Here is a 22,761-nt window from a genome sequence, read left to right on the forward strand (position 1 = left end):
CCCTCCCGGGGGGATCAGGGTCTGTCGCTGCCGACCATCCACATCGCGAAGAACTGGGCGCCTCCCCCGTACGCGTGCCCGAGGGCCCGCCTGGCGCCGTCCACCTGGTGTTCCCCCGCCATCCCCCTGACCTGGAGCGCCGCCTCGGCGAACCGGATCAGCCCGGAGGCGCCGATCGGGTTGCTCGACAGCACGCCGCCCGAGGCGTTCCACGGGATGTCGCCGTCCAGCGCGGTCGCCCCGGACTCGGTGAGCTTCCAGCCCTCCCCCTCGGTGGCGAAGCCGAGGTTCTCCAGCCACATCGGCTCGTACCAGGAGAAGGGCACGTACACCTCCGCCACGTCGATCTCCCTGCGCGGGTCGGTGATGCCGGCCTGCCGGTAGACGTCCGCCGCGCAGTCCTTGCCACCCTGCGGGTTCACCGTGTCACGGCCCGCGCGGAAGATCGGCTCGGAACGCATCGCGGTGCCGAGGACCCAGGCGGGCGTGCTGTCGGTCAGCTTGCCGGCGGCGGACAGCACCATCGCGCAGGCGCCGTCGGAGGACGGGCAGGTGTCGAGATAGCGGATCGGCTCCCAGAGCATCGGGGTCGACTCGACCATCTTCAGGTTGATCCCGGGGATCCTCAGATGGGCGTACGGGTTCTTCAGGGCGTTCTGCCGGTCCTTGACGGCCACCAGGTGGCCGATGTGCTCGGGGGCGCCGGAGCGGCGGATGTACTCGCGGATGTGCGGGGCGAAGTAGCCGCCCGCGCCGACGACCAGCGAGGCACTGAACGGCAGGTGGGTGGAGAGTGCCCAGGTCGCGTTGGACTCCGACTGCTTCTCGAAGGCCACCACCAGCACCCGGTCGTGCACACCGCCCTGGATCAGCGAGGCGCCGACGAGCGCGGTGGAGCCGCCGACCGAGCCCGCGGTGTGCACCCGCATCATCGGCTTGCCCGCGGCGCCCAGCGCGTCGGCCAGGTACGCCTCGGGCATCATCACGCCCTCGAACAGGTCGGGCGCCTTACCGATGACCACCGCGTCGATGTCCTTCCAGGTCAGGCCCGCGTCCTGGAGAGCACGCAGGGCCGCCTCGCGGACCAGGCCGGCGATGGAGACATCGCGCCGCTTGGTCGTGTAGCGGGTCTGGCCGACGCCGATGACGGCACAGGGATTACTCATGATCGCTCAGGCCTCCATCACGGTGACGAGGTTGTGCTGGAGGCAGGGGCCGCTGGTGGCGTGTCCGAGGGTGCGGCTCGCGGTGCCGTCCAGGATGTGCCGGGCCGCCTCGCCGATCCTGATGAGGCCGGTGGCCATGACCGGGTTGGCCGCCAGGGGGCCGCCGCTCGGGTTGACCCGGGTGCCCCCGGGAAGCTCCAGCGCCCGGCGCAGGATGATCTCCTCGTGGCTGAACTGGGCGTGCAGCTCGGCCACCTCGACGTCACCCTTGCCGACCCCCGCCGCTCGTGCGGCATCGGCGGCGGAGATCGACCGGGCGAGGTCCCTCATGCCCAGGTAATGGGGTTCTATGCGGTGCGCGATCCCGGTGATCCACGCGGGGCGCTCGCACAGCTCCCTGGCCAGGTCTCCCGCCGCCAGCACCACCGCGGCGGCGCCGTCGGTGATCGGGGCGATGTCGTACGGCCGCAGCGGCTCGACCTCGGCCCCCTCCCCCGCCGGTTCCGGCAGGTCGAGGGCGTAGGGGTTGGCTCTCCCGTCGGCGCGGCTGCGCCGCACGATCTCGTCCAGCTCGGCCCGCTCCGCCCCGGTGGCCGACGCCTGGAGCGCCGCGAAGGAGACCTGGTCCAGGCCGAGGGGGGCCAGGTAGTACGGGTCCAGCTGGAGCGTCATGATCTCCCGTAGGTCCCCCTGGGAGGACTTGCCGAAGCCGTAGACCAGGGCCGAGTCGACGTCGCCGTGCTGCAGCCTGACCCAGGCCTCGTACAGCGCCCAGGCCGCGTCCATCTCGACATGGCTCTCCGAGATCGGCGGCCAGGCACCGAGCGCGTCGAGCGCGGAGACGAAGGAGAACGGGGCGCCCGCCAGGTAGTCACACGACCCCGAGCAGGTGAAGCCGAACTTCCGCAGCCCCGTGGCGGCTCTGACCGTCTCCAGCAGGGGCAGGATGAGCTCGGACTCGCTCTGCCCCTCGTCGACGGCGCTGTGCCGGGTCTGCGCGAACGCGACGACCGCTATCTCACGCATCTACAGCTCCACGTCCGGCTCGCCGGTGGGGGCGAACCACTTGATGTTCGACATGGACGTCGTCCGTTCCTCCTCGGGCACCCACACGGCCCGCACCCGCATGCCCTGGCGTACCTCGTGGGCCGCGATCCCGCCGACCAGGGCGATCATCGGGATGTCGGTGCCGTCGAGCTGGATGTAGGCCGAGACGAACGGCACCTCGGGGGCGCGCGGGTCGGGCAGGTTGTTGATGGCGAAGGTGGTGACCGTGCCGGTGTCGGGGACGACCACCTCCTCGGTGATCGGGACTCCGCACTCGGGGCAGGACAGCCGGTAGGGCACGTAGACCTTGTGGCAGCCGCCGCACCGGCAGCCGATGAGGACACCCTCGGCGACGCCCTGCAGGAACCGGGCCAGCGCCAGGCCCGGCCGGAGCGAGTACTCGACGCGGACCTCGGAGACGATCCTGGTGACCTCGGGAACGAAGCTCTCGATGTCGGTGATGTGCCCGGTGCGCTCGGCCCGCCAGCGGGGGCGTACCCGCAGCCCGGGGCGCATGGCCTTGACGTCTCCCGCGTCCACCGCGTGCACCAGCGCGGTGTCGGCTCCGTCCAGCCGGATCAGTGCCCAGGCGAACGGCCGGTCCAGCGGATGGCCCTTCCTCGGGGTGTTCACCCACGCCCAGCTCTCGACGGTCCCGGCCGGACCGACCTCGACGAACTCCTCGGTGACGGCGTCGCCGGTGTCGGGGTCGTACTCCAGCGGCGGCACCAGGGTCCGCCCGGCCGCCGTACGGACCCCGACGACGCGTCCGTCCCGCAGCTCGGTGAGAAAACGTCCGATCACCGGTCCCGTCGTACGCGTGTAACCGCCGGGGAACTCCAGCGTGTGCCGGGCCCGCAGGGTCGTTGGATCGCTAGATGGCACGTTCGTGTCCCTCCCAGTACGGGTCACGTAGCTTGCGTTTGAGGAGCTTGCCGTTGGGCTCGCGGGGCATCTCGCCGATGAAGTCGATGGACCTGGGCCACTTCATCTTCGACAGGCGGCCTCTCAGCGACTCGATGAGCTCGGCGGCCAGTTCGGGCGAGGGCGCCACTCCCGGGGCCGGCTCGACCACCGCCTTGATCTGCTCGCCCCACTCCTCGTCGGGGATGCCGAACACGGCCACGTCGCCGACCTTGGGGTGGACCATCAGCTCGTTCTCGATCTCGGCCGGATAGATGTTGGCCCCGCCGGAGATGATCATGTCGGCCTTGCGGTCGCAGAGGAAGAGGAAGCCCTCCTCGTTCAGGTAGCCGATGTCGCCGACGGTGAAGTAGTCCTGCAACCGGCCGGCCTCGGTCTTCTCTCGGTCGCCCTTGTACTCGAACCTGACGCCCATCATCTTCATGTAGACGGTGCCGGGGGTCCCGGTCGGGACGGGCTCCATGTCCTCGTCCACGATGAGCAGCTCGCTGATCGGCCAGGCGGTGCCGACGGTGCCGGGGTGCTTCTTCCAGCCCTCCGGAGTGGCGATGGTGCCGCCGCCCTCGGTCGCCGCGTAGTACTCGTAGATGCAGTCGCCCCACCACTCGAACATGGCCCACTTGACCGGGACCGGGCAGGGGGCCGCGGCGTGGATCATCCATTTGAGGGAGGAGAGGTCGTACCGTGACCTCACCTCGTCGGGGAGCGCGAGCAGCCGCTTGAAGTGGGTGGGGACCATGTGCGAGTTGGTGACGCGGTACCTCTCGCAGAGCCGGAGCGTCTGCTCGGCATCCCACTTGTCCATGTATACGAGCGTGTGCCCCATCTGCAGGGCCGTCCCGCCGAACTGGGTGACGGCCGTGTGGTAGTTCGGTGAGGTGACCAGGTGGACGTTCTCCTTGCCCGGCGTGATGCCGAACAGGGCGAGCAGGAAGGTCATCAGCTCGGCGGCGTCGTCGGGGTCCATGCCGTTGAGCGGGCGGCGCACGCCCTTGGGCTTGCCCGTGGTGCCGGAGGTGTAGTGCATGGTGGCGCCCGCCGTACGGTCGGCGGGTGCGGTGTCCGGCTGCCCGTCCGTCAGCTCCGCGGCGGGCCGCACCCCGTCCACCTGGCCGAACGCGAAGACGCGGTCCCCGGCGATGCCCGAGGAGGTCACGCCGCGCAGTCCCTCGACGGCGTGGCGCTCGTCTATGAAGAAGGCCTGTGCCTCGCTGTCCGCGACGATGTAGCCGATCTCGGGACCGGTGAGGTGCCAGTTGATCGGGGTGTAGTACCAGCCGGCCTGCAGGGCGGCCAGGTAGAGGACCAGCCCGTCGGAGCCGTTGGGCACGAGCCCGCAGATGCCGTCGCCGGTCTTCAGCCCGAGCTCTCTCAGCCCGTGGACGAGGCGGTTGGCGCGGGCGAGGAGGTCACCGGAACGGTGTTCCGTGCCGTCGGGATCAACGGCGGCCACCCACTCGGGGTCCGCCTGCGCCAGTCTCCAGAAACCGAGCGTACCCATCGGAAATCCTCTCTGTCGAAAGGCCCCGGCTCGCCGGAGTGAATCATGTTCTCTTTATGGCGACAAGCCCTGGCGGAAAGGGGTAAATAGAACAGGAATCTGTTCTTGTACGCATGGGCAGACTAACCCCAGGAAGCACACCTAGCAAGCGCTTGATACACGCCCTGGCCACTGGATGGACCTTGACCATTTCACGATGATCCGGCCCCCGGAAGGTGTCCGGGGCGGACTTCTCACAACCGGGCGGCCTGGCGGTGCGGACCGCGCCGGATCTAGGATTGCCTACCAAGCGCTTGGTAAAGTAACGGAGGTCTTCCCGTGGAACTTCTGCCGATCAGCACGCCGCACTGCCGGATCGAGCGCGACGGTCATGTCGTCGTCGTCACCCTGGACCGGCCCGAGGCGAGGAACGCGCTCTCGTCGGACATGCTGGTCGGCCTGGCCGACGCCTGGGCCTACGTCTCCGGCGAGCCCGAGGTCCGCGTCGCCGTGCTGACCGGTGCGGACGGGACGTTCTGCGCGGGCGCCGACCTCAAGGCCATGGGCACTCCTTCGCAGGACCCCCGGGTCAGGGAGCGGGCCGCGGCCATCCCCGACTTCCACTGGAAGGGCCTGCTCCGCGATTCGGACGCGCTGCCGACCAAGCCGATCGTCTGCGCGGTCGAGGGATACGCCGTGGCCGGTGGCACCGAGTTGCTGGTCGGCACCGACCTGCGGGTGATCGCCGAGTCCGCCACCCTCGGCCTCTTCGAGGCCCGCCGCGCGCTGTTCCCGATGGGCGGCTCGGCGATCCGGCTCCCGCGCCAGATCCCGTACGCCTTCGCCATGGACATCCTGCTGACCGGCCGTGCCGTCACCGCGCAGGAGGCGCTGGGCATGGGCCTGGTCAACCGTGTCGTCCCCGACGGGCAGGCGCTGGCCGTCGCGCTGGAGATCGCCGCCCAGGTCGCCGAGTGCGGCCCGCTCGCCGTCCAGGCCATCCTGCGCACCTACCGCGAGACCCTGGGCATGCCCGAGGCCGAGGCGCTCAAGGTCTCCGACGGCATCGGCTGGCCGGTCATCGGCTCACAGGACGCCAAGGAGGGCTCCCGCGCCTTCCGCGAGAAGCGCCCGGCCGTCTACCGGGGCGAGTGAGACCGCCAGGCTCGGGAGGCCCCATACGGAAGAGGGGACGCCCGGCGGGCGCCCCCTCTCATCGGTTCATCGCGGGTTGTCGCGACTCAGCTCAGCTGAGCGCGTCCGCCAGGTCGCGAAGAGCCTTGATCAGCGCGGCCTGCGCGCTGTCGGCGGCGTCGAGCTGGTTGGAGACAGCCCTCAGCTGCGCCACGGCGGCGTTCTTCTGCGGGCCGTCCTTGAACTTCTCGGCCCGGTCGACGAACTTCCGCACGTTGTCGGCCGTGTCCTGCTGCATGGTGCCGGTACGCAGTGCCTGCGCGTAGTACGCCCGCACGACCTCGAAGCTCGGCGCCCACGTCACCTTCGGCTGGGTCTGCGCGTTGAAGCCGTCGAAGCGCACCAGGGCCGCGGCGTCGACCTCGGCCTTGTCCAGGTGCTCGCTCGGCGTCAGCGCGAACGTGTCGAAGCCACGGGACATCTCGCTGCCGTAGACGTGACCGTTGTAGTAGTACGCGGACCAGAACCCGCCGGTGAGCAGCGAGGTCGCGCTGACCGGGCCGCGGTCGAAGAAGGCGATCTCCTTCGGGTTGGCCGAGTCGGTGAAGTCGAAGGCCGAGATGCCGCCCTGGTACCAGGCCTGGACCATGATGTCGCGTCCGGGCACGGGGACGAGCGACCCGTTGTGGGCCACACAGTTCTCCTGGTTGACCTGAGGCACCGGGAGCTTGTAGTAGCTACGGAACTGCATCTTGCCGTCGACGATGTCGAAGATGGCGTTCGCGCCCCACGAGGGATCGTCGGTCGTCCGGCAGCGCGCACCGGTGCCGCCACCCCACTCGTCGGTGAAGACGATCTTCGTCCCGTCGTTGTTCAGGGTCGCCGAGTGCCAGTAGGCGAAGTTCGGGTCGGTGACCTCGTCCAGCCTGACCGGGTTGGCCGGATCGGAGATGTCGAGCAACAGACCGTTACCGGCGCAGGCCGCCGCGGCCAGGCCGATCGCCGGGTAGGCGGTGATGTCGTGGCAGTGGGTCGTGACCGGCTGCGGCGACCAGGTCGAGCCGGACGGGTGCCGAGGCGCGGGCGGGGTGTTCTGCAGGCCGTTGATCGCACCGGTCTCCCGGTCGGCGAACAGGCGGGGCTGGCTCACGATCGCCGCGTTCTGCGGCGCGGCCAGCGGCACCTTGATGACGTCGATCCGCCACTGCGCGGTGTTCGGGTCCGTCGCGGCCCCGTTGACACAGCCGGCCAGCTCGCTGCCGGACCGGATGCTGGAGGTGCCCGAGACGTAGACGTAGAGGTTGTCCGGGTCGTTCTTGCCGGTCACCAGCGACAGGGTGTGCGATCCGCGGCAGGTCTGGACCGCGGCCACCTGCACCGGGTTCCGGACGTCGCTGACGTCGAAGACCCGGACACCCCGGAACCTGTCGGGGTTGACGGTGCCACTGGCGCCCTGGGTGCCACAGTCGAGCCGACCGCGCGTCTCCTCGACGGCCATGAACAGCAGGTTGCCGTGGACCGACACGTCACCCTGTCCACCCGGGCAGACCACCGAGGTGGTCAGGGTCGGGTTCGCGGGGGTGGAGATGTCATAGATGTTGAAACCATGGAAGTTGCCCACGAAGGCATGGTCGCCGCTGAACGCCATGTCCGAGTTGGCGTACGAAAGACTGCCGACGTTCGTCGGCTGGAAGAACCCCTCGGGCTTGTCGCGGTGTGCCTGAAGCTGCAGTCCGGCACTGGCCTCCTGTGCGTCCAGCCATCCGGCACCGAGACCGATCCGCGGATCGACGTCGGCCGCCACGGCCATGGCGGGCAACATCCCGACCACGACCGCCCCCGTAGCGATCACCACCCCTAGCTTGCTCAACTTGGCACGTCCCCAACGTGCCGCACGGCCCTCACTCATGGGTCGCTGCTCCTTATCTAGTGTTCCATTGACGTGACCCATCGCAGTGCGATAGGGGACCTCAAAGCCCATATCTATACAAGCATCCAAGATCAGCACGTCAGCATAGAAACAGTAACGGAGTGTCGAGAGATGTGCTATACCCTGCGATATCGATTGATTACGGACTTTCAGCACCAATAAGTCGAAAGCGGGTTTATATCATGTTCTCACCACCCCCGCTACGGCAAGTCATATCTCTTATTCTTGTCGTGACAATTCTCTCCGCCTGCACGTCCGAGAACCCCGAGCAGACCGCCGAACGCGCCCCCGTGGTCGTACAGCCGGGCGTCCCCGGAAAGTCAGGTCAGGTGCTCACCGGCGAGAAGCTGCCCCAACCCGAGGAGCAGCGGTACACCGAGGCCGACGTACGCTTCATGCAGGGGATGATCCCGCACCACGCGCAGGCCCTGGTGATGGCCGAACTCGTCCCCGCCCGCAGCACCCGCAAGGACCTGTCACTGCTCGCCAAGCGGATCAAGGCATCACAGCAGGACGAGATCCTGCTGATGCAGAACTGGCTCCGGGCACGCCTCAAGCAGGTGCCGAACGGATCCTCCGGCCACGCGCACGGCGGGATCATGCCCGGGATGCTCACCGAGGCGCAGCTCACCGAACTGGAGAAGGCGAGCGGTGCCGAGTTCGACAAGCTCTTCGTCCAGTTCATGATCCGCCACCACACGGGCGCGCTGAGCATGGTGGAGAAACTCTTCGCCGACGGCGGCGGCCAGGAGCCCGAGACCTACCGCTTCGCCACCGACGTCGACGCGGACCAGCGCATCGAGATCGACCGCATGCAACAACTCCTCGCCCAAATGGGCGGCACCCCACTCGACTGACCGTTCACCGACCGTCCCGAGAATCGTCGAATGCGGGTGACTCACCGCACCGCGGGAACAACGGCTACTCGGCGGTCTCCATGTGCGGGGCATTTCCCGCTCTCGCCCCGCGGCCGGTGGGTGAGTGAGCGCCGACGCGGGCCTCGCCGCCGCAGTGGCGGCAGATGACCAGCGCGTCGAGGGCCTCGCCGCAGGAGTGCCGCCAGCGGACCGGGGGGTCGTCGGGATGCAGGTGGCGGTCGCCCCACCTCATGAGCGTGATCAGGACGTCGCACAGTTCGACGCCCGCGGGCGTGAGGTGGTATTCGAAGCGTACGGGGTGGTCGCTGTAGCGCTCCCGCCGGATGATCCCGGCCGCCTCCAGCTTGCGCAGCCGGGCGGTGAGGATGTCGCGGGAGGCTCCGGTGTTGAGCACGATGCCGTCGAACCGCCGCACGCCGTAGCTGAGTTCGCGGATCACCAGCAGGCTCCACCGCTCGCCGACCAGGTCCAGGGTGTCGGCGATGGAGCACTCGCGCGGCTGAGCCTCCTTTGGCATGCCGTGCAGTTTAGCCGCCGTTCTCACCGGACCCGGCCGGCCCATGGCTCAGAGCCTTCGATCCGTCACCAGGCGGAGCTGCCGGGCGGCACCCAGATGGTCCCCGTCGGGCCCCCAGGCGTCGATCCGCTCGTCGAGCCAGCCGTCGGCGCCCGCCTGATGTGTACGGGCGTGCAGGAGTACCCACGGCGACTCCGCCCGCGCGAGCCCGGCACCCGGCCGTACGGTGAACTCGACGGTGGGAATGGGCAGCAATTCCGGCAGGACCGCGGAGTAGGACGGCGCCAGCCCGTCCATCAGCAGGATCAGGCGATGCGCGTCCGGCGGCTCGGAGTCCTCCACCAGGCGGATCCAGGCGGTCAGCTCGGCATCGGCTCCGCCCGAATACGGACGGTTCGGCCCCACCGCACGGATCTCCATGGCCGTGGAGATGGCCACGAACCCGGGCGGGATCGTGAAGACCTCGCAGTCCTCCGGCCGCGGCGCGGCCGGTGCGACGGGCGAGACGACCGGCCAGGAGGCGCGGCCGGGAGACCCGAACATCGCCGAGGCGTCGACATGGACGCCCTGTCCCGTCGTCGCCCGGCCCGCGAGCGAGGAGAGCGTACGGCCGGAGCGCACCGGCGAGACCTCGACGCGGAACTCCCGGTAGAGGGGGCGGTGGTAGCGCGCCGTACTGCTCTGCAGCAGCGCACCCGGCACCTGCTCCCCCATCGCAGCCGTCAGCAGCGCGAGCGTCAGGCCACCGTGCACCCCACCGAAACCCCACAGCTGCTTTCCCGGATCGACAAGGTCGTCCACCGGTTTCCTGAGCAGGGCGGCGACTTCCGCGGTCACGAGTTCTCCCCTCCCGAACGACGACGTACGCACAGGCCTGCCACGGCGGCCGCCGCCGTGGCCAGCAGCGTGAGGTGCCAGCCGGCGTCGAACGCGTCGAGCGCCTCCGCCGTACCACGGGGCACGCCCAGTGCGGCGACCAGCATCGCGACACCGAGCACCGTGCCGACCTGCCGCGCCATGGTCACCACGCCGGAACCTGTCGAGAAGCTCCGCGGCGGGAGCGCGGTGACGGCGGCGCCGATCAGCGTGGGCAGGGTCAGGCCGACCCCGATGCCGGTGAGCAGCATGCCCGGCAGCATCCCTTGGGCGTATCCGGCATCCGGCGTCAGCCGCCAGACCCACCAGGCGATACCGCCGGCGAAGAACACGCACCCGGCCACCGCGATCGGGCCCGCGCCCACCCGCCGCACGATCGGACCCGCGCCGATGGCCAGTGCCGGCACCATGATCGGCCCCGGCGCGATGGCCAGGCCGGTGCGGAGTGCGGACCAGTGCCAGATCTGCTCACACCACAGGACCACCGAGAGCAGCATCGCCGCGAAGGCCACCGCGAAGAGGACGTTCGCCACGGTCGCCGGGCCGAAACCGGGGACGCGGAGCAGTGGCAACGGCAGCACCGGCGACGGATGGCGCCCCGACCGGTACACGAACCAGGCGAACAGCAGCGCGGCGACCGCCAGCGTCCCGGCGACCCCGCCGGGGCCCCAGTCGTCCCCCTTGACCAGGCCGAGGGCGAGGAGGGCGATCGCGGCGGTGAGGAGGGCCGCCCCCGGCAGATCCGGGCGCGCCGTGTCGGCCCGGCCCCCGCCTGCCGTCCGCGGAAGTACCCGCGGTCCCGCGACCAGGACGGCGACACCGATCGGCACGTTCACCAGGAACACCCAGCGCCAGTCGAACTGGGTCAGCACCCCGCCCACGACGGGACCGAGCGCGGCGGCAAGTCCGCTGATCGCCGTCCAGGCGCGGACCATCGAACCGCGCCGCTCGGGTGGGGCCGAGGCCAGCAGCAGTCCCAGCGAGGCGGGCATCAGCAGGGCCGCCCCGGCCGCCTGCGCCACCCGGGCCGCCACCAGCGTCCAGACTCCCGGCGCCACCGCGCACAGCACCGAGGCCACGGTGAAGACGGCGATGCCGACGAGGTAGGCGCGCCTGGGCCCGGTACGGTCCGCGAGGTTCCCCGCGGGCACGAGCAGTGCGGCGAAGACCACCGCGTAGGCGTTGAGAACCCACGACAGCGACGACAGCGAGGCGTCGGCGAAGTGCCCGCCGATCTGGGGCAGCGCGACGTTGACGATGAAGACGTCCAGGTTGGACATCGCCACCCCCGCCGCGACAACGGCGAAGACCACACCGAGCCTGGGCCGGGCAGGGATCTCAGGAGGTACGACGGTCCGGGTATCCGGTGAGTTCACGATTCTCCCGTAGGGTTGGATTTTCCAACTAACCCAACGGGAGGACCGTAACAGCAGTTAGTTTGAAAAGACAACCCTCCACTCACGAGCGGCGGCCGCCCCGGGGGATGACGCCTACCGGCGGCGTTCGGGCGGACTGGTGACCCGCACCTGGTGTCCTGGCTCCCACGCTTGGCAGTCGCCGGGAATCCCACCGGCTCCCGGAACGAGAGAGCGGACCGATAGGGCGGACGACTCGGAGAACCCGCCGTTCCCGACCGGTGGACAGCCGGGCACGGCGGCCGTGGAGGTGCTGAGGCAGGCCGTTCTCGCCGGGGACTCGCGCGGAAGACGCAGATCCGCACCGCGGCCATGTCGGCGCCGGCGGTCGATCACCTGGCCGTGCCCGAGGCCGGGCGACTCGTGGTCGCGGGCGGCGGGCAAGGAGGTCGGCGAGGCGCCGTCCCGCTTCGTGTGGACCCGCGTCCGGGCCGGTCGGCCGCCCTCGCGGAGCCTGCCCGGCGGATGGATTCCCGCCGGACGAAGGTCCCCGCGGATTCCTCCGGGACCCGGCTGGATAGGCTTCGGCCAAGCCGTTCGCGAGCGGATCGGCCCCGGTCGGGCCGACGGCGATCCGGGAGGTCCCATGACATACGACGTGACAGCCGTACGGGCGTGTTTCCCCGCCCTCGACGAGGGCGCGGCTCACTTCGACGGGCCGGGAGGCTCGCAGGTTCCCGAGCAGGTGGCGGACGCCGTGGCCGGCGTCCTGCGGGCCGCCGTCGCCAACCGCGGTGCCGGAACCGTCGCCGAGCGCCGGGCCGACCGCATCGTGGCCGAGGCACGCCAGGCGATGGCCGACCTGCTCGGCGGCACGCCGACCGGCGTCGTGTTCGGCCGGAGCATGACGCAGCTCACCTACGACATGGCCCGCACGCTCGCCAAGGAATGGCGTCCCGGTGACGAGGTCGTGGTCACCAGGCTGGACCACGACGCGAACATCCGCCCGTGGGTGCAGACCGCCGAGGCGCACGGGGTCACCGTCCGCTGGGCCGACTTCGATCCGGAGCGCGGCGAGCTGGACGTCACCGCGATCGCCGGCCTGCTCACCGAGCGCACCCGGCTGGTGGCCGTCACCGCCGCGTCGAACCTGCTGGGCAGCCGGCCGGACATTCCGGCGATCGCCGAGCGGGTACACGCGGCCGGAGCGCTGCTCTACGTAGACGGCGTGCACCTGACGCCGCACAGCCCGGTCGACCTCCAAGGGCTCGGCGCCGACTTCTACGCCTGCTCGCCGTACAAGTTCCTCGGCCCGCACCTGGGCGTGCTCGCCGCCGCCCCCGCGCTACTGGAGACCCTCCGCCCGGACAAGCTGTCGCCCTCCAGCGACGCGGTGCCGGAACGCTTCGAGCTGGGCACCCTCCCCTACGAGCTGCTCGCCGGCACGACGGCGGCGATCGACTTCCTCGCCGGCCTGGTACCGGGCCCGGGCACCCGGCGCGAACGCCTGACCCGCTCGATGGCCGCGCTGGAGCGGCACGAGGAGGCCATGCTCGGGCGGCTCGACGCGGGCCTGGCCGAGATCGGCGGGGTGACCTCGTACGGCGCGGCCGCACGCAGGCGGACCCCCACGACGCTCTTCTCCATCGACCGCGTCAGGCCCGCCGACGCCTACCTGTCCCTGGCCGAACGCGGCGTCAACGCGCCCGCCGGCCACTTCTACGCGTTGGAGTGCTCCCGCCACCTGGGCCTCGGCGACACCGGCGCCATCCGCGCCGGAATCGCGCCCTATACCGACGAGTCCGACGTGGACCGGCTACTGAAGGGCATCCGCGAGCTGGCCGGGCAGGACTGAATCCGCCGCGTGAAGGTCCCCCTTCACCGCTCTCAGGGAAGCCGGCCGATCTCGAAGTCGTCGAAGTACGCCCGGGTCTCCGTAGAATCCCCTGGCCGCTTTCCCACGGTGAGCCCGAACCGGGGTCTTCCTTTGGCCCCGCGCGCGTCCTCGTCCACGGTCTCGGCCACGAGACGGTCGTCCACCCAGAGCGCCAGGCGCACCTCGCCCCCGTCCCGGGAGCACTCGGCCCGGAGCGTCGCCTTCTCCTTGGAGAAGGCGGGCGCGAGGAGGTCGGACGTCATGTCCCACGCGGTCGCGCTGGTGCTCTTGCGGATCCTTGCACGTCCGTCCGGACGGATCTCCAGGGTGTAGTAGTGAAGGTGCTCGTCGTCGAGCTTGTAGTCACAGGAGATCCCGGTCCAGGCGTTCCAGGGTGTTCCGTCGGTGATGTTGATCCGAACGGTGACCAGCGCGCGCTCGGGGGGCTCCGCGTTGACGGGCGCATCAGTCCAGCGGTCGCTGTTGGAGATGTCGGTGGCCAGCGTGTAGCGGCCGTCTCCGGTGTACCCGCGGGATGTGTCCACCCGGGTTCCGTCGTTGGGCCAGCCGGACTTGTCATTGCCGAAGTCGTCCCGGTACAGCACGTCGGCGCTCACGGGCGGGTCCTGGGGGAGCGCACGGATCCCGATTACGGCGGCCACCGCCAGCAGGAGGGCACCGGCCATCGCACCGCCCACGACCACCGGACGCTGCCGGAACCACGGCGGTGTCCGGCTCGCTTCCCGCTCCGCCGGATCCGTCGCCCGCACGGTCGGCGGGAGCAGGCCGAAGAGGTTCAGCCGCAGCGTGCCCGCCAGTTTGGCGGTGTCCTCCGCGTCGTTCCGTCCGACCAGGCCGGACAGCAGGTTCTGGGCGGTCGGCCGGGCCGCAGGGTCCTTGTCGAGTGCGGCCTTCACCAGATCACGCAGGTCTGGATCGAGGTCCTCCAGGTCCGGGGTGTGGTTCATGACCCGGTAGAGCGCCTCGGGCATGTTCCGGGCGGCGAAGGGAGACTTCCCCGTCGCGGCGGCGACCACTACGCAGCCCCAGGCGAAGATGTCGGCGGGCGGGCCCGACGTTCCTCCGGAGAACCGCTCGGGAGCCATATAGTCGGGGGTGCCGATGACGTGGCCTGTCGAGGTCTGCCCGCCGTTCGCGTCCAGGGCACGGGCGATGCCGAAGTCGATCACCTTGGGGCCCAGCGGTGACAGCAGCACGTTGGCGGGCTTGAGGTCACGGTGCATGATTCCCGCGCCGTGGATCGCGGTGAGCGCGAGCGCCACCCCGACGGCCAGCGCCTCCAGGTTGGCCCCGCTCAGCGTGCCGTGGTCGCGCAGCACGCGGGCGAGGTCGGGGCCTGCGACGTACTCCGTCACGACCCAGAGCGGCTCACCCTCCAGCCGGGCGTCCAGGACCGGAGCAGTGCAGAACCGGCTGACCTTCCGCGCCGCGGCCACCTCGTTCCTGAACCGCGCCACGAACTCCGGGTCGGCGGCCAGATTCGTGTTGATCACCTTGATCGCTACCGGCCCTGACGGCCCCTCGGCGAGGTAGACCGTGCCCATCCCGCCCCTGCCCAGGCGTCCGGCGATGCGATAGGGACCGAGCGCGATCGGGTCGGCGGGTTCAAGACCGAGCACGGGGGGAAGTCCGTATGCCGTCACAGCGGATGATCCTAGATGAATAGGTCCGATGTGATCAGTGGTCTTAAGCGATCAACGAGCGTGTGACCGGGGCTCCGGTCTTGCGGCTGGAAGCAGCGCCCCGCGCCACGGACGTCCTGGTCGCGACCCCAAGCAGCGGGCAAGTTCGGCCCGGTGACGATGGACGACCCATAGGCGCGGCCATCCGCGCACCATCTCCTGGGCAGGAGCCTCAGAGGCCGATCGCTCCGGGTGTTTCGGGGAAGGATCTCAGCATGTCAGTTGAGTTGAACCACACCATCGTGGCGGCCCGGGACAAGAAGGCGTCCGCCGAGTTCCTGGCGGGCGTCCTGGGCCTTGAGGTCGGGGCCCCCTACGGGCCCTTCATCCCGGTGGCGACCGGCAACGGCGTCACCCTGGACTTCGCCGACAGCCACGAGGAACAGATCACCGCCCAGCACTACGCCTTCCTGGTCTCCGAGCAGGAGTTCGACGCCATCTTCGGACGGATCCAGCAGGCCGGCATCACCTACTACGCCGACCCCTTCCACCGGCAGGCCGGGCAGATCAACCACCACGACGGCGGCCGAGGCCTCTACTTCGAGGACCCGAACCGGCACAACCTGGAAATAATCACCCGCCCCTACGGCAGCGGCGGATGACACGAAGGCACCGACCCCACCACGAGACCTTGCTCCGGCCCTACAGCGCACCGCGGGCAACCCTGCGCTCCTTTCGGAAACGACGCTTCAGCTACGGCGATTCACGCTGAGCGATCTCGTACGGATCGCTTCAGCCGTACGGAGAACACCGGACGATCCGAAAGGGAGCGACTACGGTCCGCTCCGGTACGGCGGGACCGGATGGCGCGGAGGTGGGTGGGTGTTCCGGGCGGCGTATAAAATCCCGAAACCACCGCGCCCGCCAGGCCGAAGGCCTGAGAACACCAGACGGCAACTGAGACGGCCGCCCGGAACACCCACCCACCGGAGCGCGCACACCCGACCGGCCAACTCATCGCTCCCCGCGCCCGGCGCGCGCGACGGTCAGCTGAACGCGGGTGACGCCGAGGGATCGACCAGGCCCCTCGAACGAACCAGGTAGAGCGGAACCACGCCGAGCGGCACGCGTGGACGTGAGAGTCACCGGAGTCCGTTCTACGATGCGAGAAAAGCGGAACGCCGCCCCCCGCGCACCATGAGATGGCGCGTGCCGTTCCGCCGAGACCGGGCACATGACGAGACCCCCGGCAGAACCTCGACAGCGGAGAGCAGGGGCAACGGTGCGCACTTCTGACGGCCCGTCGGGGAACGGCGGGAAACGGAGCGAGACCGCCTCCTCCGCGCTCAGTTCCACCGTTCTGCTGTACTGGCTCCTCGGCCTCACCGTGCTTCTCGTGGTGTCCGGCTACCTGAGCGACAGAGAGAGCCGGCTGGTCCCCTTCCTCATCATCCTGCCCGCCTTCGTCGCCGGGGTGGGGACGGTGCGGCAGACCCTCCTCACCGCCGGATGGGTCGTCCTCGTCGTTATCGGCTCGGTGCTCTACCACCCGTTGCAGACGGCCGCCAACCTGTCACTGATCGCCTTCTCCATCGTGCTCGGCGGGTTGAGCGTCGCGGGGTGCCGGTGGCGGATCCGCAAGAACGAGGAGATCGCCCGGCTGCGCTCGGCGTCGGCGGCCCTGCAACGGCAGATCCTGCGTCCGCTGCCGTTGCTCACCGACCAGCTCCTGGTCGACGGGCTGTACGAGCCCGCGGAGGAGGACAGCATGGTCGGCGGCGACGTCTACGAGGTGGTGGCCTCGCCGTACGGCAGCCGGGTGCTCATCGCCGACGTCCAGGGCAAGGGCCTGCCCGCCATCGGCACCGCCTTCGCGGTGCTGGGCGCCTTCCGGGAGGCGGCCTTCCGGGAGCCGGCTCTCCCCGCGGTGGTGGACGCCCTGGAGAACGCCGTGCTGCGGCACAACGCCTTCGCGAAGCAGACCGGCGACCCCGAACGCTTCGTCACCGCCCTCGTGCTGAGCGTCGACAGCGGGTACAAGGCCCAGGCCGTCAACTGCGGCCATGTTCCGCTGTACATCCTGTACGGCGAGCGGACCGGCCCGGTTCTCTTCCGTGATCCGGGCGTCCCCCTGGGGCTGGGCTCCCTCGCCTCGGAACCACGTGCCGTCGAATGGTTCGACTTCCCTCCCGGCGCGACCCTGCTGCTCTGCACGGACGGCGTCACCGAGGCCCGTGACCCGTCCGGCGCCTTCTACCCCCTGGAGGAGCACCTGGCCCACTGGCATGACGCCTCCCCCGAGCAGGTGGTCAGGGCCCTGCGCGCCGAACTGCTCCGGCACACCCTGGGCAACCTCCGCGACGACCTCGCCGTACTGGCCGTCCGCCGCGACCACTCGCTGACCACGGGCACGTGACACGGCACGCTAGTCCCCGGTCAGCCGACCCAGTCGCTCGGTGGCCTCGATGTACTCCTCCACCAGCCCGAACACCACGTCCTTGGTCGACCGTACCTGGTTCATGGTCCCGATGATCTGACCCGCCGGGAAGGTGGCCAGCTCGGCGGCGTCGGAGCGGGCGATGCGGCGGAGCGCGTCGGAGATCAGCATGAACTGCAGCGGCATCGGCAGGGTGCCGGGCGAGTCGGGCGCCTCCCAGGCGTCGGTCCACTCGTTCCTGAGCAGCCGGGCGGGCTTGCCCGTCCACGAGCGGGAGCGCACGGTGTCGCGTGAGGTGGCCTCCAGGATGCGCTGCTTGGCCATCGCGGGGGTGTCGGCCTCCTCGACGGCGAGCCAGATGGAACCGGTCCATACCCCCTCGGCTCCGAGCGCCATGCCCGCCGCCATCTGGCGGCCGTTGCCGATGCCTCCCGCGGCCAGTACGGGCACGTCCACCGCGTCCACCACCTGCGGGATGAGCACCATCGTGGAGATCTCCCCGGTGTGCCCGCCCGCCTCGGTGCCCTGCGCGACGACGATGTCCACGCCGACCTCGACCTGCTTGACCGCGTGCCTGGGGGTGGACGCCAGCGCCGCCACCTTCACGCCCTTGGCGTGCGCCAGCTCGACCACATCGGCGGGCGGCGGGCCGAGGGCGTTGGCCAGCAGCGCGATCGGGTGCCGCAGCGCCACCTCGACCTGCGGCCTGGCGGTGGCGTCGGTCCAGCCGAGCAGGGCCCGGCTGGCCTCCTCGCCGGACAGCGGGCCGACGCCGTGCGAGGTCAGCAGGTTGTCGACGAACGCGCGGTGCCCCTCGGGGATCATCCCCTGGAGCCGTCCCAGCAGATCCTCGGGCGAGTCGACACCCAGGTCGGCTCCCGCGTAGGAGGCGGGCATGACCACGTCGACGCCGTACGGCTTGCCGTCGACGTGGTCGTCGATCCACTTGAGCTCCATCTCGAGCTCTTCCGGGGTGAAGTAGAGCGCGCCGAGCACGCCCATCCCGCCGGCGCGACTGACCTCGACGACGACGTCCCGGCAGTGGCTGAAGGCGAATATCGGAAGTTCGATCCCGAGCATGTCCGTGACACGTGTCCGCATGCGCCCACGGTACGACCCGCCCCCAACAAACTGCAACGTGTTCTAGTCTAGAATGTTTCGTCGGTATTGTTGGGAAACCAAAACAATGCCGGGAAAGCACAACGAGAACCTGTTTCACCGAGGCATTCGGCGCCAGATCGCGCGCGGCAGCACGCGCATCACCGCGAAGAACACCCGCAGCCTGCCGGGAACCCAGACGACCTCGGCGTCGACGCGCAACCCGGCGATCACCGCGTCGGCGACCTGGCCCGGAGTGGACGACATCGGCGCGGGAGACATCCCCTCGGTCATCCTGCCGATCACGAAACCAGGCCGGACCACCATCACCCGGGCACCCGATCCGTGCAGGGCGTCGCCCAGCCCCTGCGCGAACCCGTCCAGGCCCGCCTTGGCCGAGCCGTACACGAAGTTGGCCCGGCGCACCCGTACCCCGGCCACCGAGGAGAGCACCACCAGCGTGCCGTGGCCCTGCTCGCGCAGCCGCCGCGCGGCGAAGAGCCCGGCGGACACGTGCCCGCCGTAGTTGACCGCGACCGCCTCGGCGGCGGCCACCGGATCGGCGTCGTAGGTCCGCTGGCTGCCCAGCACGCCGAAGGCGGGGATGACCACGTCCAGGTCGCCGACCAGCTTCGCGGCGGCCTCGATCACCTCGCCGTGCGTCTCGGGCCGGGAGGCGTCGAAGTCCAGCAGGTGCACCTCGGCGGCCCCGATCACCGGGGGCGGTCCGGCGGTGGCGTCACGGGCGGCGAGCACGACCCGGCGGGCACCGTCGCGGACCAGCCGCTCGACGATCGCCAGCCCGATCTCGCTGCGCCCGCCCAGCAGCAGCACGGTGTCCACCGTGCCCAGGGCGTTCTTCATCCGACCAACCTCCTCATCGGCGTCCCGGAACCGGTTCTCACAGGGAGAGTCTTCTCGCCAGGTCCGAGCGGAACACCCCGCCCGGATCCACCTCGTCACGGACCGCCCGCCACTCCGCCAGCCGGGGGTACATCGCGGCCATCGTCTCGGCCGACATCCGCGAGTCCTTGGCCAGGTAGATCCGCCCGCCCGCCCCGGCCACCCAGCCGTCGAACTCGCGCAGCAGCCCGGCCAGCCCTCGCCGGCCGGCGGGGATGTCCAGGGCGAGCGTCCAGCCGGGAGCCGGGAACGACAGCATCCCCGGCGTGCCGGGCCCGAACCGCTTGAGCACCGTGAGGAAGGAGACCACCCCGAGAGCCGACAGCCGCGAGACGATCCGCCGCAGCGTCGCCTCCTCGCCGAACGGCACCAGGAACTGGTACTGGACGAAGCCGTGCGAGCCGTAGACCCGGTTCCAGCCGTCCACCGAGTCCAGCGGGTGGAAGAACGGCGCGAGCCCCTGGATGAGACCGGTGCCGGGGCGCGACTTCCGGTACCAGGCCTCGTTGAAGGCCCGTACGGTCACCTGGTTGAGCAGCCCGTTCGGCGCCCAGGCGGGGGCCCTCACCACGGAACCGGGAGCGAACGCCAGCGGGTCGGCGCCGCGCGGCAGCTCGTCGCGGGTCGCGTGGTCTCCCCTGGTGAGCACGCTGCGGCCCATCCGGGCGCCCGCGGCGAGCAGGTCGATCCAGGCGACCGTGTAGCGGTAACGGTGATCGGTGGCCGCCATCGTCTCCAGCGTGTGGTCCAGGTCCCGGGTGCGCGTCACGTCCACCCGTACCCGGGAGGTCTCGATCGGCAGGCACTGGAACACCGCCTCGGTGATCACACCGGTGAGCCCCATCCCGCCGACCGTGGCCCAGAACAGGTCGTCGCCCGGTGCCAGCGTACGGCCGACGCCGTCGGCCGTGACGAGGGTGAGGGAGCGCAGGTGGGCGCCGAAGGAGGAGTCGGCGTGGTGGTTCTTGCCGTGCACGTCGGCCGCCACGGCCCCGCCGACCGTCACGTACCTGGTGCCCGGGGTGACCGGGACGAACCAGCCCAGGGGCACCAGGGCGGTCATCAGATCGTGCAGGCTCAGCCCGCCGGCGGCGGTGACCAGGCCGGTCGTCCCGTCCAGGGACCACGAGGTCAGCGCGGTGCAGTCGAGGACCAGGCCGCCGGAGTTCTGCGCGGCGTCGCCGTAGGAACGGCCGAGTCCCCGGACCGCGACGCCCCGGCCCGGTGCCCGCCGTACCAGCTCGGCGACCTCCTCGGCGGAGTGGGGCCTGGCCAGCCGCGCGGGGGTCGGCGCGGTACGGCCCCAGCCGGTCAGGAAGGTCATCGAACCTCCTTGAGCGTGCAGAACTCGGGCCTCGGCCCCGGGCAGGAGGTCAAGGCAGGTAGATCCCGAAGGCGAGCGAGACGAGCAGGAGCGCGACGAACACCTGCGTGGGCCGGTCGCGCAGGGCGAGTTCCTCGGGCTCCTCCCCCACGCCCCGGTCCACCAGCAGATTGTGCCGCAGCACGATGAGCAGGAAGGGCACGATGCTGATCCCGTAGAACGGGCCGGGGTGGTCGTTGAGCGCCCACAGGCAGTAGGTCACGATCATGGCGCCTGACGACATCAGCCGGACGCCGGACAGGTAGCCGGGAGTGTAGGCGGCCAGGATGGCGCGGGTGGAGTTGCCGCCGCCGGCGGCGCGCAGCTCGGCCTCCCGCTTGCCCGCCACGAGCTGGAGCGAGCCGAGCGAGATCACCACAAGGAACCAGCTCGTCACCGGCACGTCCACGGCGACCGCCCCGGCGAAGGCGCGGATCACGTGGCAGCCCGCGACCGCGACCAGGTCCACCACCACCTCGTGCTTCAGCCAGTAGGTGTAGGCGAAGGTCAGCACCAGGTATCCGACGACCACGGCCGGCAGCCGCCAGTCACCCGACAGCGCGGCGAACACCGGGGCGAGCACGACGAGCAGGACTCCGACGGTCCATGCGAGCCGTACCGAGACCAGACCGGCGGCGATGGGGCGGTGGCGCTTGCGCGGGTGGCGGCGGTCGGCCTCGACGTCGGCGGCGTCGTTGAGCAGGTAGGTGCCGCCGGCGGCCAGGCAGAACGCCAAGAAGGCGATCAGCGCGCCGAGCAGGCCCTGGACGGTCCCCAGTACGCCGGCCGCCGCCGGGGCCGCGAACACCAGGGCGTTCTTCAGCCACTGGCGCGGGCGGCAGGCCCGGACGAGGGCGACGGGCGAGAAGCGCCGGGCGCCCGCTTCCGGAGCGCCGGGGGAGGTGGGCTCCGGCGCGGCCAGAGCGGCCGCCGGCGGATTCGCCGACGGCCACGTGGCAGGCGCTTTCTCGTTCACCGGATCCTTACTCGCCAGGATCCGGTCGCCGGAGCTCACCGCATTCCGATCGTCAGCCCCGGCCGGTCCTGCGGACCAGGAGGAATCCGGTGACCAGCAGGGCGAGGCCCACCAGCAGCAGGATCACCGGGATCGTCACCTTGAGCAGGGTGATCTGGCTCTTGCCCTCGGTGGCGTTGCGCACCAGCTCGTCGACGGTCTGCGGGGTCATCTTGGCCGTCGCCGCGAAGGCGATGATGCTGTGGGCGCCGTCCTGGGTCCTCAGCACGTCGTTGCGCTGCTGCTCCTGCTTGACCGGCGAGCCGGTGACCGGCTCGATCCAGTAGGTGTTCTTGCCCTCGTAGAACCGGTCCACCTGGACGTCGCCGGTCACGTCCGTCACGCCCATGATCGAGGCGGGGACGGTGCGGGTCTCGGTCTTCGTCTCCGGAGCCACCTGCTCGAACTTGTACGCCGGCAGGCCGTTGACGTCCTCCTCGCCGACGAACGTGGCGTCGAAGGCCATGCCCGCGGTGGAGTTGAAGACCTTGTAGGTCTTCTTCTCGACGTCGAAGGGGAACTTGTAGATCTGGCCTTCGAGCTTGCTGGGCTTCTTGTCGATGTTCACCGCGCAGCAGTTGATGCCCTCGCCGGTGTACTTGTTGAAAGCGCTGCGCCGCTCGCCGAGCGAGATACCCGGGTTACCGTTCGTCGCGTCGTTGACCGCGGTGAACTCGTCCCAGACGACCCGGTCGCCCTGGGACTGGGACACATCCCCACGGGTGGTGACGGTGATGGCGAGGTCGCCGGTCATCACCTTGAGGTCCTTGGCGCTGAAGTACTGTGCGCCGGTGGCCTCCAGCTTACTGATCCCGTACTGGGCGGCCGGGGCCGCGATCAGGCTGCCGCCGATCTGGAAACGCACCAGCGGCGCGAGCACGATGAGGAACGCCCCGACGGCTAACAGGATTACTCCGACGACCCGACGCATCTACCCTCCTGGGGGATTACAGCATGGGGGGTTTGGGGGGAAATATGTGGATTGACAAGGCTACTGACCAGTATGTTAGGTGCAGGGAGTGATCGACGTCACCGGGGGATGCGGAAAAGTGACCGAAACAAGTTCTAGATCGGAACGGCTCTCTCCGCAGGCTCCATCCAAAATAGTCGGTCATCTGG

At 70.1% G+C, this 22,761-nt stretch carries 19 protein-coding genes; 5 read left to right on the plus strand and 14 right to left on the minus strand.

The features are described from left to right. Positions 1-14: 14 nt before the first annotated feature. Genes ACFQVD_RS23475 through ACFQVD_RS23490 form a run of 4 tightly spaced genes read right to left on the minus strand, consistent with a single transcriptional unit; the run spans position 15 to position 4,638 of the window. The gene (locus ACFQVD_RS23475) at positions 15-1,166 is read right to left on the minus strand and encodes a thiolase domain-containing protein (protein ID WP_343973604.1); all 1,152 of its coding nucleotides are present in this window, start codon (positions 1,164-1,166) and stop codon (positions 15-17) included. Positions 1,167-1,172: 6 nt separating this feature from the next. Then, positions 1,173-2,192 (minus strand): thiolase domain-containing protein, encoded by a 1,020-nt coding sequence (locus ACFQVD_RS23480; protein WP_343973607.1) that lies wholly within the window; start codon positions 2,190-2,192, stop codon positions 1,173-1,175. After that, a complete protein-coding gene (locus ACFQVD_RS23485) occupies positions 2,193-3,098 on the minus strand; it encodes a Zn-ribbon domain-containing OB-fold protein (protein WP_343973610.1) in 906 nt (301 codons plus the stop codon). Next, on the minus strand, positions 3,088-4,638 hold the full coding sequence (locus ACFQVD_RS23490; protein ID WP_343973613.1) for an acyl-CoA synthetase: 1,551 nt from the start codon (positions 4,636-4,638) through the stop codon (positions 3,088-3,090). The genes ACFQVD_RS23485 and ACFQVD_RS23490 overlap by 11 nt, the downstream gene beginning before the upstream one ends. A 318-nt stretch (positions 4,639-4,956) precedes the next feature. Between ACFQVD_RS23490 and ACFQVD_RS23495 the strand changes: the two genes are divergently transcribed. Then, complete coding sequence (locus ACFQVD_RS23495; protein ID WP_343973616.1) at positions 4,957-5,772, plus strand: crotonase/enoyl-CoA hydratase family protein; 816 nt, start codon at positions 4,957-4,959, stop codon at positions 5,770-5,772. Positions 5,773-5,863: 91 nt separating this feature from the next. On the opposite strand, the gene ACFQVD_RS23500 is transcribed toward ACFQVD_RS23495, so the two are convergent. After that, positions 5,864-7,660, minus strand: a complete 1,797-nt coding sequence (locus ACFQVD_RS23500; RefSeq protein ID WP_343973619.1) for an LVIVD repeat-containing protein — start codon at positions 7,658-7,660, stop codon at positions 5,864-5,866. Between the two features lie 251 nt (positions 7,661-7,911). Between ACFQVD_RS23500 and ACFQVD_RS23505 the strand changes: the two genes are divergently transcribed. Beyond that, positions 7,912-8,538: a DUF305 domain-containing protein gene (locus tag ACFQVD_RS23505; protein WP_343973622.1), complete on the plus strand. Its 627-nt coding sequence runs from the start codon at positions 7,912-7,914 to the stop codon at positions 8,536-8,538. 64 nt (positions 8,539-8,602) lie between these two features. Here ACFQVD_RS23505 and ACFQVD_RS23510 read toward each other — a convergent pair whose 3' ends face one another. The 3 genes from ACFQVD_RS23510 to ACFQVD_RS23520 are packed head-to-tail and all read right to left on the minus strand — an operon-like array spanning position 8,603 to position 11,328. Beyond that, entirely contained in the window at positions 8,603-9,076 is a 474-nt protein-coding gene (locus ACFQVD_RS23510) for a winged helix-turn-helix transcriptional regulator (RefSeq protein WP_343973625.1), read from the minus strand. A 48-nt stretch (positions 9,077-9,124) separates the two neighbouring features. Further along, on the minus strand, positions 9,125-9,913 hold the full coding sequence (locus ACFQVD_RS23515) for a thioesterase family protein (protein WP_343973628.1): 789 nt from the start codon (positions 9,911-9,913) through the stop codon (positions 9,125-9,127). Then, a complete protein-coding gene (locus ACFQVD_RS23520; protein WP_343973631.1) occupies positions 9,910-11,328 on the minus strand; it encodes an MFS transporter in 1,419 nt (472 codons plus the stop codon). Before ACFQVD_RS23520 ends, ACFQVD_RS23515 begins: the two co-directional genes overlap by 4 nt. 625 nt (positions 11,329-11,953) lie before the next feature. Between ACFQVD_RS23520 and ACFQVD_RS23525 the strand changes: the two genes are divergently transcribed. Beyond that, the gene (locus tag ACFQVD_RS23525) at positions 11,954-13,162 is read left to right on the plus strand and encodes a cysteine desulfurase-like protein (protein ID WP_343973634.1); all 1,209 of its coding nucleotides are present in this window, start codon (positions 11,954-11,956) and stop codon (positions 13,160-13,162) included. Positions 13,163-13,194: 32 nt separating this feature from the next. Here the strand turns inward: ACFQVD_RS23525 and ACFQVD_RS23530 are convergent, their stop codons facing one another. After that, positions 13,195-14,847, minus strand: coding sequence for a serine/threonine-protein kinase (locus ACFQVD_RS23530; RefSeq protein ID WP_343973637.1), 1,653 nt, complete (start codon positions 14,845-14,847; stop codon positions 13,195-13,197). A 254-nt stretch (positions 14,848-15,101) separates the two neighbouring features. On the opposite strand from ACFQVD_RS23530, the gene ACFQVD_RS23535 reads away from it, so the two are divergent. Both ACFQVD_RS23535 and ACFQVD_RS23540 read left to right on the plus strand, forming a co-directional pair. Further along, positions 15,102-15,488 (plus strand): VOC family protein, encoded by a 387-nt coding sequence (locus ACFQVD_RS23535; protein WP_343973640.1) that lies wholly within the window; start codon positions 15,102-15,104, stop codon positions 15,486-15,488. A 620-nt stretch (positions 15,489-16,108) separates the two neighbouring features. Continuing rightward, complete coding sequence (locus ACFQVD_RS23540) at positions 16,109-17,242, plus strand: PP2C family protein-serine/threonine phosphatase (RefSeq protein WP_343973643.1); 1,134 nt, start codon at positions 16,109-16,111, stop codon at positions 17,240-17,242. Between the two features lie 9 nt (positions 17,243-17,251). On the opposite strand, the gene ACFQVD_RS23545 is transcribed toward ACFQVD_RS23540, so the two are convergent. From ACFQVD_RS23545 to ACFQVD_RS23565, 5 genes are all read right to left on the minus strand, one after another. Continuing rightward, positions 17,252-18,364 (minus strand): NAD(P)H-dependent flavin oxidoreductase, encoded by a 1,113-nt coding sequence (locus ACFQVD_RS23545; RefSeq protein ID WP_343973646.1) that lies wholly within the window; start codon positions 18,362-18,364, stop codon positions 17,252-17,254. 114 nt (positions 18,365-18,478) lie between these two features. Then, a complete protein-coding gene (locus tag ACFQVD_RS23550) occupies positions 18,479-19,225 on the minus strand; it encodes an SDR family NAD(P)-dependent oxidoreductase (RefSeq protein ID WP_343973649.1) in 747 nt (248 codons plus the stop codon). 37 nt (positions 19,226-19,262) lie between these two features. Beyond that, on the minus strand, positions 19,263-20,588 hold the full coding sequence (locus ACFQVD_RS23555) for an FAD-binding oxidoreductase (RefSeq protein WP_343973652.1): 1,326 nt from the start codon (positions 20,586-20,588) through the stop codon (positions 19,263-19,265). A gap of 49 nt (positions 20,589-20,637) precedes the next feature. After that, a complete protein-coding gene (locus ACFQVD_RS23560; RefSeq protein WP_343973655.1) occupies positions 20,638-21,603 on the minus strand; it encodes a decaprenyl-phosphate phosphoribosyltransferase in 966 nt (321 codons plus the stop codon). Positions 21,604-21,655: 52 nt separating this feature from the next. Next, entirely contained in the window at positions 21,656-22,573 is a 918-nt protein-coding gene (locus tag ACFQVD_RS23565) for a DUF3068 domain-containing protein (protein ID WP_343973658.1), read from the minus strand. Positions 22,574-22,761 lie beyond the last annotated feature (188 nt).

It is taken from the genome of Streptosporangium amethystogenes subsp. fukuiense (assembly GCF_042665875.1).
Taxonomy (GTDB): Bacteria; Actinomycetota; Actinomycetes; order Streptosporangiales; family Streptosporangiaceae; genus Streptosporangium; species Streptosporangium fukuiense.